This window comes from Qipengyuania sp. JB2-7 (genome assembly GCF_055693485.1).
Window position 1 is genome coordinate 2,172,150 of the sequence record NZ_CM146335.1, and the last position, 18,223, is coordinate 2,190,372.

21 protein-coding genes and 2 pseudogenes are annotated in these 18,223 nt (G+C 54.4%); 11 read left to right on the top strand and 12 right to left on the bottom strand.

Annotated elements, in window-relative coordinates:
• Positions 1-10: 10 nt before the first annotated feature.
• The 5 genes and pseudogenes from ACZ1GM_RS10845 to ACZ1GM_RS10865 form a co-directional block, all read right to left on the bottom strand.
• Complete coding sequence (locus tag ACZ1GM_RS10845) at positions 11-1,123, bottom strand: alginate lyase family protein (protein WP_472676474.1); 1,113 nt, start codon at positions 1,121-1,123, stop codon at positions 11-13.
• 114 nt (positions 1,124-1,237) lie between these two features.
• A complete protein-coding gene (locus tag ACZ1GM_RS10850; protein WP_472678550.1) occupies positions 1,238-1,906 on the bottom strand; it encodes a PfkB family carbohydrate kinase in 669 nt (222 codons plus the stop codon).
• Complete coding sequence (locus tag ACZ1GM_RS10855) at positions 1,819-2,247, bottom strand: PfkB family carbohydrate kinase (protein ID WP_472676475.1); 429 nt, start codon at positions 2,245-2,247, stop codon at positions 1,819-1,821. Before ACZ1GM_RS10855 ends, ACZ1GM_RS10850 begins: the two co-directional genes overlap by 88 nt.
• Positions 2,247-3,006: pseudogene (gene kduD, locus ACZ1GM_RS10860) on the bottom strand (2-dehydro-3-deoxy-D-gluconate 5-dehydrogenase KduD). Before kduD ends, ACZ1GM_RS10855 begins: the two are co-directional and overlap by 1 nt.
• A 36-nt stretch (positions 3,007-3,042) precedes the next feature.
• Positions 3,043-3,675: an RpiB/LacA/LacB family sugar-phosphate isomerase gene (locus ACZ1GM_RS10865; RefSeq protein WP_472676476.1), complete on the bottom strand. Its 633-nt coding sequence runs from the start codon at positions 3,673-3,675 to the stop codon at positions 3,043-3,045.
• A gap of 447 nt (positions 3,676-4,122) precedes the next feature.
• Between ACZ1GM_RS10865 and ACZ1GM_RS10870 the strand changes: the two genes are divergently transcribed.
• The 4 genes from ACZ1GM_RS10870 to ACZ1GM_RS10885 all read left to right on the top strand — a co-directional run bounded on the left by ACZ1GM_RS10870 (position 4,123) and on the right by ACZ1GM_RS10885 (position 7,431).
• Positions 4,123-4,818 carry a hypothetical protein gene (locus ACZ1GM_RS10870; RefSeq protein ID WP_472676477.1) on the top strand — a complete coding sequence of 232 codons (696 nt, stop codon included), beginning with the start codon at positions 4,123-4,125 and terminating at the stop codon, positions 4,816-4,818.
• Entirely contained in the window at positions 4,794-5,528 is a 735-nt protein-coding gene (locus ACZ1GM_RS10875; RefSeq protein ID WP_472676478.1) for a hypothetical protein, read from the top strand. Before ACZ1GM_RS10870 ends, ACZ1GM_RS10875 begins: the two co-directional genes overlap by 25 nt.
• A gap of 58 nt (positions 5,529-5,586) precedes the next feature.
• Positions 5,587-5,811 (top strand): hypothetical protein, encoded by a 225-nt coding sequence (locus ACZ1GM_RS10880; RefSeq protein WP_472676479.1) that lies wholly within the window; start codon positions 5,587-5,589, stop codon positions 5,809-5,811.
• Between the two features lie 81 nt (positions 5,812-5,892).
• Positions 5,893-7,431 carry a sulfatase gene (locus tag ACZ1GM_RS10885; RefSeq protein ID WP_472676480.1) on the top strand — a complete coding sequence of 513 codons (1,539 nt, stop codon included), beginning with the start codon at positions 5,893-5,895 and terminating at the stop codon, positions 7,429-7,431.
• A gap of 27 nt (positions 7,432-7,458) precedes the next feature.
• On the opposite strand, the gene ACZ1GM_RS10890 is transcribed toward ACZ1GM_RS10885, so the two are convergent.
• From ACZ1GM_RS10890 to ACZ1GM_RS10910, 5 genes are all read right to left on the bottom strand, one after another.
• Positions 7,459-7,800, bottom strand: a complete 342-nt coding sequence (locus ACZ1GM_RS10890; protein WP_472676481.1) for a hypothetical protein — start codon at positions 7,798-7,800, stop codon at positions 7,459-7,461.
• Between the two features lie 108 nt (positions 7,801-7,908).
• Positions 7,909-8,511 (bottom strand): outer membrane protein, encoded by a 603-nt coding sequence (locus ACZ1GM_RS10895; protein WP_472676482.1) that lies wholly within the window; start codon positions 8,509-8,511, stop codon positions 7,909-7,911.
• A gap of 256 nt (positions 8,512-8,767) precedes the next feature.
• Positions 8,768-9,541 (bottom strand): GDSL-type esterase/lipase family protein, encoded by a 774-nt coding sequence (locus ACZ1GM_RS10900; protein ID WP_472676483.1) that lies wholly within the window; start codon positions 9,539-9,541, stop codon positions 8,768-8,770.
• Positions 9,542-9,655: 114 nt separating this feature from the next.
• Positions 9,656-10,057, bottom strand: a complete 402-nt coding sequence (locus ACZ1GM_RS10905; protein ID WP_472676484.1) for a LysR substrate-binding domain-containing protein — start codon at positions 10,055-10,057, stop codon at positions 9,656-9,658.
• Positions 9,955-10,551, bottom strand: coding sequence for a LysR family transcriptional regulator (locus tag ACZ1GM_RS10910; protein WP_472676485.1), 597 nt, complete (start codon positions 10,549-10,551; stop codon positions 9,955-9,957). Before ACZ1GM_RS10910 ends, ACZ1GM_RS10905 begins: the two co-directional genes overlap by 103 nt.
• A 301-nt stretch (positions 10,552-10,852) precedes the next feature.
• Between ACZ1GM_RS10910 and ACZ1GM_RS10915 the strand changes: the two genes are divergently transcribed.
• A protein-coding gene (locus tag ACZ1GM_RS10915) for an IS3 family transposase (protein WP_472676197.1) occupies positions 10,853-12,203 on the top strand; the annotation gives its coding sequence in 2 pieces (ribosomal slippage) (positions 10,853-11,190 and positions 11,189-12,203; 1,353 coding nt in all).
• Positions 12,204-12,246: 43 nt separating this feature from the next.
• Here ACZ1GM_RS10915 and ACZ1GM_RS10920 read toward each other — a convergent pair.
• Complete coding sequence (locus ACZ1GM_RS10920; protein ID WP_472676486.1) at positions 12,247-12,552, bottom strand: hypothetical protein; 306 nt, start codon at positions 12,550-12,552, stop codon at positions 12,247-12,249.
• A gap of 640 nt (positions 12,553-13,192) precedes the next feature.
• Here ACZ1GM_RS10920 and ACZ1GM_RS10925 point away from each other — a divergent pair.
• A complete protein-coding gene (locus tag ACZ1GM_RS10925) occupies positions 13,193-13,657 on the top strand; it encodes a nuclear transport factor 2 family protein (protein ID WP_472676487.1) in 465 nt (154 codons plus the stop codon).
• 308 nt (positions 13,658-13,965) lie between these two features.
• The gene (locus ACZ1GM_RS10930; protein WP_472676488.1) at positions 13,966-14,394 is read left to right on the top strand and encodes a hypothetical protein; all 429 of its coding nucleotides are present in this window, start codon (positions 13,966-13,968) and stop codon (positions 14,392-14,394) included.
• A gap of 87 nt (positions 14,395-14,481) precedes the next feature.
• Here ACZ1GM_RS10930 and ACZ1GM_RS10935 read toward each other — a convergent pair whose 3' ends face one another.
• Entirely contained in the window at positions 14,482-15,663 is a 1,182-nt protein-coding gene (locus tag ACZ1GM_RS10935; RefSeq protein WP_472676489.1) for a serine hydrolase domain-containing protein, read from the bottom strand.
• A 241-nt stretch (positions 15,664-15,904) separates the two neighbouring features.
• Here ACZ1GM_RS10935 and ACZ1GM_RS10940 point away from each other — a divergent pair.
• From ACZ1GM_RS10940 to ACZ1GM_RS10955, 4 genes and pseudogenes are all read left to right on the top strand, one after another.
• Positions 15,905-16,507: pseudogene (locus tag ACZ1GM_RS10940) on the top strand (SDR family NAD(P)-dependent oxidoreductase); the annotation flags it as partial.
• Positions 16,508-16,571: 64 nt separating this feature from the next.
• Positions 16,572-16,676 (top strand): SDR family oxidoreductase, encoded by a 105-nt coding sequence (locus ACZ1GM_RS10945; protein ID WP_472676490.1) that lies wholly within the window; start codon positions 16,572-16,574, stop codon positions 16,674-16,676.
• An 84-nt stretch (positions 16,677-16,760) separates the two neighbouring features.
• Positions 16,761-17,636 (top strand): DMT family transporter, encoded by an 876-nt coding sequence (locus tag ACZ1GM_RS10950; protein ID WP_472676491.1) that lies wholly within the window; start codon positions 16,761-16,763, stop codon positions 17,634-17,636.
• Between the two features lie 24 nt (positions 17,637-17,660).
• Entirely contained in the window at positions 17,661-18,188 is a 528-nt protein-coding gene (locus tag ACZ1GM_RS10955) for a TetR/AcrR family transcriptional regulator (RefSeq protein WP_472676492.1), read from the top strand.
• Positions 18,189-18,223 lie beyond the last annotated feature (35 nt).

Consider the following 18,223-nt stretch of genomic DNA (forward strand, 5'->3'; position numbering starts at 1 on the left):
TATTTCTCAGTCAAGGCAGCACGATAGGCTGATCCTGCACCCTTGTTTTGGCAAAGATCAGTTCTGATCGGTCTATCCTTGCTTGTATCTTATCGAGGTTATTCAACTCCAGGTCTCGTTCAAAGAACGGCCAGGTTGAGGGATCCTCGTGATACTGGATGAGAAACGAGCGAGCCAGGTCTAACCCGCGCCCATCTGGCAAAGCTGTGTTCCAGAGATCCTTGTCAACGCATTCGCCGATGGTCGCAAGCCTCGCAAAGCCGTTCACGACGTAATGGGAATAGTGCCAGCTACGCGTCCTGCTCAACTCCTCGGGAAAACGCCCCTGTTCGTCCATCTGGACGGCAACGCGGTTTGTCATGAAGCTATCGATAACGTTCTGCGTGACCAGATCGAGATCGGCATAGAGCGCGAGGTGCGCGAGATAGAAATCAAAGAAGACGCCGTGATTATTCTTCTTTCGCATTTCAGCAACACCGTTTTCACTCGTCGCCAGCCAAGTCACGAATTCGGTGTACCAGCTTTGAAGGGCAGCGTGATCGTCGATCGATAAAACAGGAGAGGTCCCGAGCAACCCGATCGCCTCAATCGCCGTAGACAGATCGGATACTTCGATAATGCCCTCGGCGCGCCCCTCGACCTTGCCAGGTATTCCTTGGGCAAAGTTCATGTTGGGGTTCATCCGGGTGGCCGGATCAATAAACCATGTTCGGATCAGCAAGGCTGCATGCTGCGCAAAGCGTTCATCACCGCTGACGTAATACCCGACAGTCAATAATCTGAGATCCTGCCCCAGGTTCCTCAGCCGGTTTTTGTCAAACCTCTCACCATTGCGGTCAGGGTTCTCCTGACCATCGCGACGGATATAGGGCAGACCATCAGCCTTATCGGGGTCAGGCCACCAATAGGGGCCAACCGATGCGTAATCGTTTGGACTCGCGCCTGGCGGCTGCCAGGGCTTTTCAGTGACGCTGTAAGGCCCACGTCCCAGCGCAGTCTCCGCACGTCGTATCGCGGTTGCTCTTAGACGGTCATTTTGAGCGATCACCTCCAGCCATTGTGGACGCCAAAGGAAGGTGCGCCGCCCGCCGAAGTCAGCCGCGTAGCCCCCGCTCCGCGGCAAACAGGGTCACCTTCAGACGGGGAAAAAGATTTTACCTCGGTGGCAGCCGTACTAGCGTTGGCAGGCTCGATGGCAACGCCTGTCAAAAGCACTGAAACTGCCGTTGCCATTGTTCTAACGCCTAACATCGCTGCCTCCTTCCAAGCATGCGAGCAGTTCAGCGGGACTGGCGCGATTAAAGTCGCCTCGCGTATAATGTTTGAGCGCAGCCAAAGCCATTCCCTGCTCAAGTGCGACATCAAGTTCGTCCGGCTTATGGATCCAATGATGCAGCACCCCCGCCGCAAAGGCATCCCCTGTGCCGATGCGATCGACGATGTTACTCAGTTCTCGTTCGGCGCTTTCATGCGCCTGCTTCAATGCATCGATACGACCGACAATTCGATGCGAGTTACCCCGCTCAACATGCCGCGCGGTGGAGGCAATCGCGGTAAGATTTGGAAAAGCTTCGAACGCGGCGAGTGCGGCCTCCCGCCTTCGTTCGCTTCCATCGCCAGAAAAGTCTCGCTCCAACAGCAACGCGATATCTTTGTGATTGCCGAAAAACAGATCAGCCATCCGTACCATCTCAGCGATGGCAGACCGCGGATCGCGATCCTGCCGCTTCCATAAGGCAGGCCGGAAATTGCCATCGAATGATACGGTGATGCGTCTTGCCTTAGCATCGGCTGCCAATCTCAGAGCGGCGTCGCAGGCTATTTCGCTAACCGCCAGAGAAATACCCGAAACGTGCAGATGTGAGCAGTTTTGGAGCGCTTTGTTGGTATCGTAATCGCCAAACAGGGCAAACGCACTGCCTTCCCTATCATAAAGCGCAGCTCCGCCGCGAACGGCATCGGTACCGGGGTCAGGAAATAGGCCCCCATCCGGCCCGGAGCAATCGCAATGGCGGAAACATCGACATCCTCGCGGCGAAGTGCCTTCGACGCGAGTTCGCCCAGATCATTATCCGGCAAGGCGGAAATCATATGCGCGCGACACCCGAGATTTGAGAGCGCCACTGCAACGTTTGCTTCTGCCCCGCCGATATCGATATCCAAACTGGCCGCATCGCGAAGTGCTTGTCCGCGTGATGGCGTCATTCGAACCAAAAGCTCGCCGAAGCATGCGATTTGCGGTCCCATTATCTGGCTAGCCAACCCCCATCTACCGCCAGAATATGACCCTGCACATATCGCGCGGCATCAGAGGCAAGAAACACCGCAGCCCCACCCAGATCGGCAGGCGCGCCCCATCGGCCCGCAGGAATGCGTTCCAATATCTGCCGATTGCGCGCTTCATCAGCCTGCAGGGCGGCAGTATTGTTCGTTGCGATATAACCGGGCGCGATCGCGTTGACGGTGATGTTCTTTGCCGCCCATTCATTGGCGAGCAGTTTGGTCAGGCCTCCCACACCGCTCTTGGACGCAGTGTAGCTGGCGACGCGAATTCCGCCCTGAAATGTCAGCATCGAAGCGATGTTTATGACCGAGCCGCCGCCATTTGCGGCCATATGCTTGCCCGCCGCCTGGCTGAGGAAGAACAAGACTTTCAGATTGGTATCGACAACAGCATCCCAATCCTCTTCCGAGAATTCCAGAGCGTCATTGCGACGAATGATACCGGCATTGTTGACCAGAATGTCGAGCCGGTCGAACCCGGCGACAGTCTCATCAACAATTCGCTGACAAGGCTCTATCGTCGACAAATCAGCTTCGATCGTTATCGCGCGCCGGTACTACCGCTTCGATCAGAGAAACCGTTTCACCGGCATCGCTGCGTGTGACCAGCGCGATGTCCGCACCCGCCTGAGCAAGAGCAACTGCAATACCCTGCCCTATGCCGGTATTGGCACCAGTGACCACGGCCACTTTGCCAGAAAGATCAAACATATTGCTGTTCATCAAATGCTCCGAATTTCATTGCCAAGACCAGCGCACCTAGAGCCCGCGAAGATAGGCGCTAATGTCCTCATCTTGTGAGTTCGGATAGAAGAATTCCGCAAATTTCTCGCCAGCAATCGCCGCCCTGAGCAAATCCTGATCAACGTCTTTGAGGACCGACAGCATGTCTTTGCTAGCCGCCGCCTTGAGATCAGCCAGTTTTCCTCGGTTGACCTTCATAATTTCCGCCCGTTCTTTTGGATAACCAAGGCCAGGCTCGCTTTCGAACAGCTTCCGATAGCAATCTTGAAGGTTCAGCTCCGCCGCCCAGCCAAAGCCCTTGGCATAAGGCATCGACATCGCGTTGCCGGCGTTGATCTGGCTAAATAAGAAGGCGTCCGTAGGGTCAATCACGAGGCCGCAGAAAACCCCCGGCATGGAATTGCACGCGAGCATTGATCCCATACCTGTGCCGCAACCTGTAACGACGAAATCGGCAGCTTTTGAATTCAACAAAATTCCGCTCAGCAACCCGTTCATGACATAAGTGAGCGAAGCCTCGTCTTCGGCGGTATACATGCCGTAATTATAAACCTGGTGCCCCAGCGGTTCAGCAACCGAAGTCAGCGCATCATTGATAATACCGTTTTTTGCGGCTTGGCTGTTTTCTGTGATCAAAGCTATTTTCATGTCGTCTGGTTCTCCTGCTCGCCAGTAAAGTGCCGTTTGCGTCGACACTTCGCAATTCTAATGATGTTCTCTATTACCGTGTCATTTGCCGTCGCAATTCCTGTTGTCAGACCATAGCCAGATCGCGCTTCCCATCTCGCCTCAACAAGCAACGCAACAGGCCGCCTCAAACGTCGAGCATTAGCCAGCGGTTGACTTGATACGACCCGTTAGGTAACCGGTGTCACAAATCAAGGCAAGGCGAAATTTCCACGAACTCGAGCAATCAACAGATGAAGCGAATTTTGAGCCAAGCCATCACGACTTACTTCGTCAAAGACGCGCACAAGACGGGTCATTGGATGGGATAAACTGACCAGTTCGGGTATGACTCGGGCGCGAGAAGTCAGGATAGAGAGGGATGATATCCAAGTGCGACCATATTCAGACCGGATAGGAAAACGTCGCGTGCTAACATTGCTCAAGCGGGCTTGCACTGCGGTGCTGACCAGTGCTTTGGGAGTTGGTACTCTTGGCTCCCCCGCACTTGCCAAAGACGCACCCGGCGACATTGGCGAAGATCTCTCAAAGCACATCGCCAAAATGCCGGATTTTTCATATGCAGGCTATGGCTTTGGCACTGACGAAATCCCTCACTATGACACAGTGATAGACGTCGCGGATTTTGGCGCTGTGCCGGATGACGGCAAAGATGACAGTGTGGCGCTGAAAGCCGCCCTCGCTGCTGCGGGTGATGTTGATGGACCAGTGCGAGTTCAGATGCACGCCGGGCGCTATCTCCTGACCGAAATCCTCTGGATCAATCGCGGCGAAATGGTCCTTTCCGGTATGGGGAGCGGTCCGGGTGGAACACAATTGTATATGCCCCGCCCTCTCAACCAGATGGACGATAATGGCGTTCTGGATGAGCTGCGTGAGTATTTGAAGGAAAATGACAAATACGAACGGCAGCCCGATGCCAATTTGAATGTCCTATTTTCCGAATATAGCTGGAGCGGCGGCTTCATCTGGGTGCGCCCGCCTGACGGTACAGAGCGGTCTCTTACCTCAAGAGTTATGATCGCGAGATCACCGAAGTCACCTCAATCCGCAGCGGCAAACAATTTGAGCGCGAATTGGTGGTGGACAACGCAGCCAGTCTGAAAGTGGGCGATGTTTTCCAGATTCACTGGCACAATCGGGCTGGACCTGACGGGCCGCTAATCAAATCGATTTATGGCGAGACCGACCTCAAAATTGGTTCACGTCATTGGGAATCCCCGGATCAACCGCTTGTGCGTCAGGCCACGCGCATCGAGAAGATCAACGGCAACCGCATCGTAATTGCAGACCCGCTGCTGCACGCCATTGATGACCAGTTACCCGCATATTTTGCGCAGTGGGACCATCTGAGCGATGTCGGCCTGCAAGATTTTGCGATGGTGTTCCCGGAAAACCCGTTTTTCGGTCACCACAATGAAGCCGGCTATAACGGCATATATTTCACCGGCGTGCATAATGGCTGGATGCGCAATCTTCACATCACCAATGCAGATGCCGGGATAATGACGGACGATACAGCCAGCATCTCGATTCTGAACGTGGTCACAGATGGAACGCACCGCGCCCACTACAGTGTTCATATCGGCAAGGTCCATAATGCGCTGGTCGATGGGCTCCAGGTCATCAATCCAACCGAGCATACCTTCAGTTTCAACACCCGTTCAACGCGATCAGTTTACAAGAACTCGATTGGCTGGAACAAACCAACGCTCGATCAACATGCTGGGGCCAATCACCAGAACCTTTACGACAATGTGACCGTCAGAATCCGTACCGGATCAAACAACCAAGGATGGCAAACCGCTGTATGATCTGTTTCTGGCCGGTGGTGCCGGATACTGGCAGCCGGGTCACGGACGTTTCAACACGGTGTGGAATCTCAAGGTACTTGTCGAAGGCGGCGTGGCTCCCGGTGAGGCTGTAACGATCTATGGCGGATCGGAAGGTCCCGATGCCCGCATTATCGGTATGCATGGCAATCGCCCGCTAGAGCTTGAGTACATCCCCACACCCTATGTTGCGTTGATGAACGACGAGATCATCACTGCGCCATCCTTATACGATTACCAACTCGCACAACGTCTGACGCGATAGGTTCTGTTTTCAGGTAGCGCGCAGGCGCGTGTTCTGACGGCGACAAGAAACACATCAAACTGATCAATACGGAGGGGCCATATGGATAGAAGAAAGATGCTGGCTGGAAGCGCAGCGACGGCTGTTGGCCTCGGAATGCTCCCCAAAGGTTTGAAAGCCATGGCGCAAGACCAGTCGGCCAAAGGTCGCAATGTCCTGTTCCTGTCTATCGATGATCTGCGCCCCATGCTTGGACTTTACGGCGCGCCGCTCGTGCAAACGCCAAATATCGATGCGTTCGGGGCGACTGGCCTGGTATTCGATCAGGCCTTTGTCCATCAGGCGATCTGTGCGCCCTCGCGCGCCAACTTGATGACAGGCCTGCGCCCCGACACGACGGGGATTTATGGGCTGCAAACGCCCGTATCGAAAATTCTTCCTACCGGCCACACGATGAACCGGTCTTTCAAGGCAGCTGGATATGAGAGTATTTCAATCGGGAAGATTTACCATCATGTCGGGGATGTCAGCGATGGATGGACGCAGGATCCGTTCGACTCTTATGGTGACGATACCTCCAAGCGCATGAGACAAAGCGTCACTCCTGAAGCGTATCTCGAAGGCTTCAAATGGGGTGAAGAAGGCAATCTGGATCGCTATGGCAAATGGCGCGCACCGCCGTTCGAAGCGCCTGACATCGGCGACTATGCCTACGCCGACGGCAAGAACACGCTGTTCGCCATTCAAGAGCTTCACCGGCTCGCGCATACAGGCAACAAATTCCTGATGATGATGGGCTTCCGCAGGCCTCATCTCGGATTCAACGCGCCCAAGAAATATTGGGACCTGTACGATCCTGCCGACATTGACATCCCGAAACTGGTGACCCGTCCGGATGGGGCACCGGTTTTCGCACTCGCTAAATCGGGCGAGACACGCAACTACGCAAACGTTCCACAAGACAAGTCCAAGCCCTTCCCCGAAGAGCTGACCCGGCGGATGATCCACGGTTATATGGCATGCGTCAGCTATATCGATTTTCTTGTCGGCAACATCCTCGACACGCTGAGTGAGTTGAAACTCGCTGAGGATACGATTGTCGTTTTCTGGGGCGATCACGGATATAAACTGGGCGAGTACGGCCAGTATAACAAGCATTCCAATTACGAGATTGATGTCCGTATTCCGCTCATCGTGCGCGTGCCTGGAATGCAGTCGGCAGGCGACCGGTCGCTGGCCATTGTTGAGACGGTCGACATCTATCCGACCTTACTCGAATTGACCGATCAGGCAGTCCCCAATTCGCTAGAGGGAACGAGCTTCGTTCCTTTGCTTTCGTCACCGGACCGGGATTGGAAGACCGCAGCGTTTCATCAGTATCCGCGCAAATACCGGGATCCCAATCGCGGCGAAGGGGAAGACGGACGATACGATCTGATGGGCTACGGCGTTCGCACTGACGATTATCACTATGTCGCCTGGGTTCACGTTGGCGAGAACGACATCATTGCCACCGAGCTCTACGACCGCAAATCCGATCCCAACGAAACAGTCAACGTCGCAGACCGCGCTGAATATGCTGAGCATGTCGGACGCCTCGAACAGATACGACTGGCTGGCTGGAAGGCTTACAAGCCTTAGGGAAAGCAGCGCTGGAGGCTTGCTTATCTACCCCAGCTTTGCACTCAATTCGAGCTCTACCAGAGTTTGTGTAGCGTCGAGCAGCTCTTCGGTAACGCCGCGAGCAGTCGCTTTCTCATGTAATACCTGTGCTCGCCCAGCATCTTGTGAACGCAGCGCACAGGCGAACTCGATCAGCCACTCCGCTCGCATTTCGAAGCTACCTTTCGACAAGGCAATATCGATCTCAGCGCCAGTTAGCCCGCGTTGGCGCGCTTCATCCTTCAGAGAGCCAAGCGTTTTGATACAATCGCAATCGGAATTCAAAGCAAGCCGCAGCTCAGCAAACAGCCTGGCTCCGAGGATGGTCTCGATCTCGTCATGATTCATGATCTTGGCTTGTCTCTTGAAAACTATGGTGCCCTCCGATCCAAAACTCCAGGCTCAGACATGCTGCCCGACCCGATCACCTTGCAATGGATCGGGCAGCGTATCCAGTCAGAAGTTATAGCTGACCCCGATCAGCGTTTGGTGCCGGTCGAATCCGCCGCCATTGTTGCCGAGATCAGAATAGCGATATTCCAGGCGGGCACTGATGGTGTCGGTGATCGCGCGCTCTACGCCACCGCCGATCGTCCAGCCATCCAAATTCTCTGAGTTACGCACGACACCGTTAGCCGTAGCGGTGGCGATACTCACTCTTGCATTCGTATAACCGCCTCGTACAAAAAGAAGGGTCTTTTCGGTCGCGAGGTAACCAGCGCGTGCAGCCAAATCGAAACTGTAGCGTGGGTTAATGGACGTCGTGGCACCGCTATTGGCGACAACAAAATCATCATCCGCCGAAGCATATACGCTTGCCTCAGCTCCGATTAGGAACTTGTCAGCAATGCGGTGATTGTAGCCTGCATGGGCTTCGATCGCAAAAGAATCCTGGCTGGCATTTGGATCGATGATAATGTTTTCAAGGCTGCGGTCCACTTCATCTCTGTTCCAGCCGATGCTCGCACCGACATAGGGACCATCGAAGGTTTCCGCCTGTGTGGGTACCGCCGTGACACCGAATGCGGCGAGCGCCAGAACCTGAATAGTGCTCTTCATTAGAATTCTCCTGATTAAATTTCCCGTTTGGGATAACTCAGGAGTTAAATGCAGACCGACCCGGCGATAATCCTTCCCTTGGGAAAGGCTTCATTTCGCGCAGTGGAACGATCTTGGGTGGCGGTGGCATCCAGACTGACCCGTCGGCATGAGCGCGAAGCGCGATGTCTGAGAATGGGGGTGAAAGCGGATATTCTGCCATACGTTACGGAGCGATCTGCAACTCTCCGGTATTCGTTAGATTAGCCTACGAAAGTCAGTCCAACTTCTCAGCTAGTTCGTGACGAATTACTCGAGTCCATAAAGCGTAGCCCCGGTCATTCATGTGAAGCCCGTCCCAGATAAAGTACTGCCTGTCGGGCTCGCCCGCTTCGTCTAACATATGGCTGGCAATATCGATAAAATGTAAATTTGGGTCTGACCTAGATTGCTCGAAGATTATGGCATTTGCCTCCGTCATCTTGTCCCATTGACCTGATCGAAGCTTGGTTGGCTTGATGGATATGTAGAAGATTGGAATGTCTCCTAACTTCTGACGAATTAGTGCGACTAACTCCGCCCAGTCGCTCGACACTTGCTGGGGCGAGCGCGGTGCAACCAGATTTCCAATGTCGTTGCTCCCGCCGTAATAGACTATCGCCGATGGATCATATTTCAGGATGATCCGATCTGCATAGTGCAAACTGTGATGGATCATCGAACCGCCAAAACCGCGGTTCAACACGGCAATTGGTGCCATGTCCTGTTCAAGTGAATCCCAAAGGCGGATGCTACTACTGCCGACAAAGAGTACCCCACCGGTCGAGGGTGGCGCCTCAGCATCGGATGCTTCAAATGCTGCAATCTCTTGCTCGAAGGACGCTGCATCCTTCATCACGTATGAGAGATAGTAGAGCGCGCCCCAATAGGCGGCGAAGAGCAAAGCGCCCAATGCAAGCAAGGCGATTGCCGCTCGTTTGATCCACACTCTCGCAAACAGGCTTATGGTTTTGCCACTCCTTACCAGTGCAGCAGCTATGCCGCCCGTCATTTAACAAGAAGAGATCGTTCGCTCAATGTCCACACAGGGTCGTAAGCTGCCGCGCGGAGTCATGTTAGATGCTATCGCCAATCTCGTGGGATCAGCTTCTACAGGACCCTGATCCTAATTGAAGAGCTTGTTCGCGCGCAGTGAAGAGACGGCGTGATCGACAAAAGCCCGCACCTTCGCTGACGCGTTCCTGCCCTCCGAATGCACGACATGCACGGGCAAGAGATCCGCTTCATGGTCGGCCAATACGATCTTCAGCTTGCCCTCCACCAGATCTTTGCCAACCTGATACGAAAGCACTCTGGTCAGCCCCCAACCCGAACGTGCCGCACCAATTGCAGCCTCGCTCAGGTTACAATGCAGGCGCGGACGCAATTGGACAGCGTCGTTTCCATCGTTCCCAAAACGCCACTCTATTGCACCACTCCCCCGGACAAGCCGATAATCCGGTGCTTGGTAAGGTCCTGGGGTGTCATCGGCACACCATGTTTTTCCAGATATGCGGGAGACGCGCATATGACACGCCTAACAGTCCCAACCTTGATTGCTGAATAGCTGGCATCGGGCAAATGCCCAATACGGATAGCGGCATGGATATCCTCTTCAACCAGGCTCGTGATCCGATCGCTCAAAATCAAATTCGCAGTGACGGCATCATGCTGGTCGAGGAATTCAGTCAGCAAGTGCCGCACATAAAGCTGACCAAACAGGACCGGCGCCGATATCGTAAGATCGCCGGTTGGGGTACCGAATATGCCCGCCGCATTGGTTTCGGCAGCCTCAATCTCGCAAATTAGGCGCTTTGCCTCCTCAAAGTACCGCTCCCCCGCTTCGGTCAGTCTGACCGCGCGCGTAGTGCGGTTGAGAAGCCGCGCTCCAATTCGATCTTCAAGGTAACCCACTGCCCGCGTTGCTGCCGGGGGACTTATATGAAGTTGGCGGGACGCCTCTGCAAAAGAGCCGAGCTCCGCAACCTTGACCAGTACGTTCATTGCATGAAGGCGGTCCACCGCTATCTCCTTTGCTGCGACAATGCACAGGAGATCTCAGCAATACTATCAGGATTCTCTGGATTAGCGTTTATGCGCAATCGTTCTTCTAAATGCGCTAGGCGGGTGATCGCGGATTACAACGAGTGAGCCGCGTGACATTTTGTAAACGCTGAGGGGTGCATCCTTAGTTCAGTTTGGAGACTCGAGTTCCGCCTAGCTCTTCTGATGCGCGACTGTTCCCCGTCAGCACCTATGGCACAGATTAGCGGTTGAAGTTTAGGAGAGTTTTGGTTCTCGTCGTAGTGACGAAGGAACGAAGATGAGAACCAAAAAGTCGAAGTCGAAGCAACCTGCGGAGCAGGTTGTGAAGGACATCCGCCGTCGGACGCGGCGGCACTTCTCAGCCGAAGACAAGATCAGGATCGTATTGGAAGGTCTGCGCGGCGATGATAGCATTGCTGAGCTGTGCCGCCGTGAAGGGATCGCGCAAAGCCTGTATTACACCTGGTCGAAGGAATTCATGGAAGCGGGTAAACGCCGTCTTGCTGGCGATACAGCCCGTGCTGCGACCACGGATGAGGTGAAGGATCTGCGTAATGAGGCGCGTGATCTGAAGGAGTGTGTTGCTGATCTGACCCTGGAGAACCGGTTGCTCAAAAAAGCATGACCGGGCTTGGGGGAGACGACGCATGAGATACCCTGCATCTGAGAAGCTGGAGATCATCAAGCTGGTCGAGCAGTCACATCTGCCTGCCAAGCGCACGCTGGATCAGCTCGGCGTGGCGCGGCGGACCTTCTACCGCTGGTATGACCGCTACCTAGAAGGCGGGCCTGAGGCGCTCAAGGATCGTCCCTCAACGCCAAGCAGGGTATGGAACCGCATTGCGCCCGAAGTGCAGGACCAGATCGTTGATATGGCGCTGGAGCATAGCGAGCTCAGTCCGCGTGAACTTGCGGTGCGCTTCACTGATGAGAAGCGCTACTTCGTCTCTGAAGCGACCGTTTACCGACTTCTGAGGGCTCATGATCTGATCACCAGTCCTGCTTACACGGTGATCAAGGCGGCAGACCAGTTCCACACGCAAACCATGCGACCGAACGAGATGTGGCAGACGGACTTCACCTACTTCAAGATCATCGGGTGGGGCTGGATGTACCTCTCCACCGTGCTCGATGATTACTCGCGCTACATCATCAGCTGGAAGCTGTGCACCACCATGCGAGCCGAAGACGTCACTGAGACCCTCGATATGGCTCTTACTGCTTCAGACTGTAGCCATGCCAATGTGCTGCATAAGCCGCGCCTGCTATCGGACAACGGTCCCTGTTACATCGCTGGAGAGCTGGCTGATTACATCAGCGCCAAGAAGATGGATCACGTGCGAAGCGCGCCCTTCCATCCGCAGACCCAAGGCAAGATCGAGCGCTGGCATCAGACGCTCAAGAACCGTGTTCTGCTGGAGAACTACTTCCTGCCAGGCGATCTAGAAAACCAAATCAAAGCGTTCGTCGAGCATTACAACCATCAGCGCTATCACGAGAGCCTCGACAACGTCACACCTGCCGACGTCTACTTCGGTAGAGCCGCAGCCATCATCAAGCGAAGAGAAAGGATCAAACAAAAGACGCTAAAACATCGCCGCTTGCTTCACCGCAAGCTAGCCGCCTAAACTGAAACCAACAGACGAGGCCAGTCCTCCAAACGATCAACTCTCAGTCTGTGCCAAATGTCATGACGACGGACACTTCTGATGCGCGACTACTCAGTTGATCAAGAGAGTTGACCAGCGCATCGTCGCCTTGGCGGTGGCGTTCGCGCCTTGCGGACGTCATGAATTGGCCCAGCCGCGCCTGCCGCTCTCTGCCAAATACAACGGTCTGGCCGCCCAATGCAGCATCATGGGCTTCTATACTTGCTGTTTTTTCCGCCCTTGCCGTGATCACTGGTGGAAGCTGGATCACCGAAACCACCAAAAACCCCATAAAGGCAAACGTTATTGGCTCTTTAAAACCACGCACTGGAATTCTCCTGTCGGAAAAGAGTGTGCGCTTACTTAGTGAAGCAGGTTGAGCTTCAGAACCTTCGCTTTGTGCATGACACTATTTCACCTGAAGAATTGTCCGGGCATCTCGCAACCGATCACGGCTTAACAGTGGAGAAGCAGACTTACCCTGATTCTGCCCCGAACATCAGACACACTGTTTCGCCAGTTGAAACGATGTTTTGACCCAAATGAGCATTCTCTTCTGTAGCAGCGCCCTTAAGTCTGTTCCGGTCTTAAACTGTAGTGAGCGGATCCTGGAGCGAGCGATGATGATGCACAACCATCATATTACATGGTCGCTTCTCAGAGATGTTGTCACTTTGGAGAGCCAGGCATGATTATCCCATTGTATCCGCTCGAAAAGGCCGCGCTGGACCAGAGCCAGGGCTTTACACGGGAGTCCCTGCGCAAGCAGAGCTCGCAACGCCTCGGGATTGGCTTTTTCTTGCTAGCGACAATGATCGCGACTGTTGCAGTACTTCGCCTGAGTGGAACGGTGCCGGAGGAGCAAGGCCAGCGGCGCTTAGCCGAAGTGAGCGCATCTGATCGCAAAAGCAATTGCCGTTCATGCGTGCAAGAATCCCGCTTAAATCTCACCGATGAGTATATGCACGATGACACGTCCACCCCTTCCCCCGTTTTCTGAATCCACCGCGCGTGAAAAGGTGCGCCTCGCCGAAGATGGCTGGAATAGTCGCGCCCCGGCCAAAGTCGCACTCGCCTACACCACCGATACAAAGTGGCGGAATCGCGCGGAATTTCCTGAAGGCAGGGAACAGGTCGAAGCTTTCCTCTCGCAAAAATGGGAAAAGGAACTCGATTATCGGTTGATCAAGGAGTTATGGGCCTTCAGCGCAAATCGCATCGCTGTGCGCTATGCTTATGAATACCGTGACGAAGACGGCAACTGGTTCCGCGCCTACGGAAACGAGAATTGGGAGTTTGCCGAAGACGGACTGATGGCCTATCGATATGCTAGTATTAACGAGCACGCCATTGACGAGGCGGAGCGCAAATTCCGCTGGCCACTTGGCCGACGCCCTGACGATCATTTGGGCCTCTCGGAACTGGGCCTCTAAGCAGCCAAACCCTGCCGTACCGCGCGGCGTGCGCATGACAGATTGATACCGTCTGATCGGCTAAGCATTTGGCAAAGTCATACCAATCCCCGGCGCCACCTGCATTTACGCAGCGATGTCATGCAGTTTTGAGACCTTAAACCCTCAAGCGCTTTGATGCGACAGACATCCTACGCCGTTGGCACCATCTCGCCGTGCACCGGAGATAGAAATCGAACATTGCTTGGCAAATCTGAAATACGCTCAGACTTCGCGCTGCGATACCGCCATCTCAGCCAACTGAAACAGCTGCTTATCAGGAGGAAGTTATGGCGACCCAATTGTCCGCGAACGATCATCAATATCGCTCGATAGCCTGGGGCGAACTTATTGTGAAAAGCCCAAAGGCATATCACTCACCCAAACGGCATGATCGCCCTAACTGGCAGGCAATTCGATCAATCGATACGGTCACTGTGTGCGAGGATCCCAAGCATTGGAAAGCTCTCGCATTCCGCTCGATGCGCGGTGAAAAGCAAGCATACCGGCAATTGCTCGATGAGTTTTCGATCTGCCTTGAACTGTTCTTCGCCAGAATCCTGCCCGACGATCAGGCTTTTCTGGCTGTCGACGACACATTGAAATCGGTGGCGAAGAAGCTCCATACCTGCGATGCGAAGCGCCCAATACTGCCCTGGCTTCTGGCGATCGCCAAATATCGGGCGGCTCACCCCTCAAGCGAATCCGAATACCACTGATATGGCCGCGCAGGTTTATGAAAACGGTCATGATGACCCTGCGCAGTTAATCGCGACGCCGTGTAAACGCCCAAAAGGTAACTCGCATTAGCGCTCGCTTGCTTGCCTCTCACGCATTGAATTGATCAGCGCGCGGAAGTGTTTTGCCATTCGCAGATCGGGATCAATCGCTTCGATAATGTCGATACCTGCGGGAAACGCATTTCCACCATTTACAAACAATACCAGGCCTTCACGTGTCTCCGGAATGAAATACACTTGCGCGTGCTCGGCGAAATCGTTGCCACCATGGTTGATAATCGTTCGATCTGGCTCGCCAAACAGGCTCCAACCGATGCCAAACCCAATCGGATCGGGGCAATCTTCTGCGGCAGAAATGCATACATATCCCAATTCGGTGTCCGATTTTGAGTGCAACGCAGCCCGTTGTTCCTGCATTTTGTCGGACAAACCTTTGCCTTCGATCAGCGCTACTATCAGTTTTGCATACCCTGGAACGGTCGCGTACAGATTATCTGCCGCAGAATAGCTCCCGACAGGAATCAGGTTCTCATCTCCGCTGCGGGTAAAGGGCGGATAGACAGTACCATCTCCGCCGCGCGGCTCGCTAACGTGACCTTCAAGCCATTCCTCGCGACCTACTGCGATACCATCGATATCAAGCGGCTCCAGCACCACCTCTTTTACAATTTCGGGATAGGTTTTGCCAAAGCGAGCCTCGAGATACGCCATGACTATTTCTATCCCAGCGCCCGAATAGCTTACCTCGCCCTTCCCTGGATCGGCGACAAAAGCCAGACGGTCATCATCATACATCCATGGCCAGTTGAGCAAGGCAGCCTGATGCGAGAGCAAAATTCGCGGTGTCAGGCCGGCATAGCGTGGATCTTGCGATAGTTCGGGATGTTGGAAATATTCTTCGATCGGATCGTCGAGCGACATCTCTCCGCGATCAGCAAGACGAAGAACCGTTTCTGCGATCAGAGTTTTAGCGACCGAAGCAGTGTTGAACGCTGTGTTTTCAGAAACCGCAACGCCGGGCGATTGTTCGCCAAAATAGCCGGTCCATACAATTTTACCATTTTCGATTCGGGCAATGCCTAGCCCTCCAATATTTGGTTGCGTCAGCACAGCATTGGCAGCGTCCTGTACATGGCTGGGCATGTCGCTCGGTGCTTGGATTACGCCATCTTGCTCAGCGTCCGAAGCCGAGGCGGAGAGATGCAGGCCTGCAGCGGCAATCGTTAAGAGGATCGAGGAACATCGCATAATCATCACCTTATTGTATTAGCGATGCAATACACCAATACGGGCGGCAGGCAAGCATAAATGGCGCGGCTATTCGCCAGTCATTGAACCTCCAAAACCGAAATCTGACAAGGTCGTAACTCTGACAGAAATAGGCGGCAAAGAGCCTATCTATTGATAGGTGTTGACATGATGCTAACAGTAACATACCTATCAGTTGGTAGGCACATGAGCCCACATAGAGTTTAGGAAGGAAATCAAAATGAGATTCGATGGAAAGATAGCAGCGGTCACCGGTGGTGGATCGGGAATCGGTAAAGCAATGGCTCAGCAATTTGTCGCCGATGGTGGCAAGGTTGCGATCAATGGCCGCGATGAAGGTAAGCTTCTGGCTGCTGCCAAAGAGATTGATCCGACTGGTGAGCGCGTAACGGTGCTTGCTGGCGATATCGCTGACCCACAAACGGGTCGTCAGCTTGTCGATACTGCGGTGAGCGAGTTCGGTCGGCTTGATGTGCTGTTCAACAATGCCGGAGTTTTTCAGCCAAAGCCGTTTCTGGATCTGGACGAGGCCGAGTATGACTGGTTCCTCGATACGATCCTGAAGGGCAAATTCTTCACCGCCCAAGCTGCGGCCAAGGAAATGGCGAAGCACGGCGGCGGCGCAATCGTGCAGACCGGCTCCCTCTGGGCGATTCAGGCGATCGGCGCGACACCGTCGGCGGCATATTCCGCTGCCAATGCAGGCGTCCACGCAATGGTTCGTAACCTCGCAATCGAGCTTGCACCGAGCAACATACGGATCAACGCCGTCGCTCCTGCGGTCGTCGAAACACCGGTGTACAACACCTTCATGTCAGACGAAGAAGTGAGCGAAACTCTACCCGGCTTCAACGCCTTCCACCCGCTCGTACCGCAATGGTCAGCCGATGGATGTGGCAGAGGCGGCGCTGTTCCTAGCATCGGATGCCGCCAGCTGGATCACGGGCACCGTATTGTCGGTTGATGGCGGCGTGACCGCTGGACGCCAATAGCTTAGGCGTTCTGTAGTTGCGGAGAGTTTGAGGTATGTTCGCCTCGAATTCTCCGCTCTACCATCCAGGAAAGAAGCCCAGATCATGCGAACCGCGTTCATAACTTCGCTTGCGATTATCGCATTCGCTGCCAATTCCATACTGGCACGTTTGGCCCTTGGGACAGGGGAAGTGGGACCGGAATTGTTCTCTTTCGTCAGGATTGCCTCGGGAGCTGTAATCCTCATCCCTTTCCTCAAACACTGGCCGTCAAAATCCGATTTACCCGGTGCGATTGCGCTGACCGTTTATGCCTATGCATTCTCGGCTGCTTATGTGACGCTTCCAATCGCGAACGGTGCCTTGCTGCTGATGGCTGCTGCCCAGTTTGCAATCCTCGGGTTTGGAGCGCTGATCGGAACACGGATTGGGTTGCTCTCGATCGGCGGTGTTATCATCGCGTTTCTTGGCCTTCTGTATCTGTTTGCTCCGTCCTTTGGTCCAGCGACCGCATGGCCTGTGATATTGATGGTTATCGCAGGTTTGAGCTGGGGCGCTTACACTGTGAGCGGGCGAGCGGAAGGCTCACCAATTCAGCGCGTGGCCCGTCAGTTCGCGTTGGCGAGTGTTCTGACACTTCCGTTCGGCATACCTGAAGTGATTGCCGAGGCAGATCAGGGCCTGTCACGCGGTGTTCAATTTGCGATGGTGTCGGGCGCTGTATTCTCCGGCCTGGGCTACGCATTGTGGTTCAGGGCTGCCCAAAGCCTGCGACTAAGCGTGCTTGCATGCGTACAACTGGCAACACCAATAGCGGCCGCGCTGATTGCGGCGCTCTTTCTAGGCGAGGCCATTACGCAACGCCTCGCTATTTCTGGTATTGTTGTGATGATCGGTATTGGCTTGACGATCCATGCGAAAAACCCCGAAGCAAATTCGGGATTGAAATTCTTCAAAGACACTATACCTACCAATCGATAGATTCTTTAGGACGCTGATTTCACTATGGATAAACGAACAGAAATTCTTGATGCCGCTGAGCAGCGTGCGAGACGCGGTGGCTATTTTGGTTTCAGCTTTCGTGAGATTGCGGAAGATGTCGGGATCAAGAGCGCCAGTGTCCACTATCACTTCCCCACCAAGGAGGATTTGGCTCAGGCGCTGGGCGAACGCTATCTTGAACGCGCTAAGGAAGAGCTGGGGGATCCGCACGCCCTATCCGGCCCGGCAGCGCTTCAAAAAATCGCCAGCCTGTTCATTTCATCGAATGAGAGCGACAATCTGATGTGCCTGTGCGGGATTTTCGGGGCCGAGATTTCATCTCTGCCAGCCGCACTATCACCAAAGGTAGCCAAATATTTCGATCACCTGACGAACTGGCTTGCAGAAGCATTGGGCGGCGATGACGCCAAACCCCGAGCGCTGACAGTGGTCGCCGCGCTGGAGGGGGCGATTATCATCGCCCGATCGAGGAAGGACCCCGCAGTTTTGCGAACGGTGGCGGATTACGTGACGAAAGAGTTCGCAACCTGACGGCCCGCGCACCGGACAAGTCACCCGTTTGATCA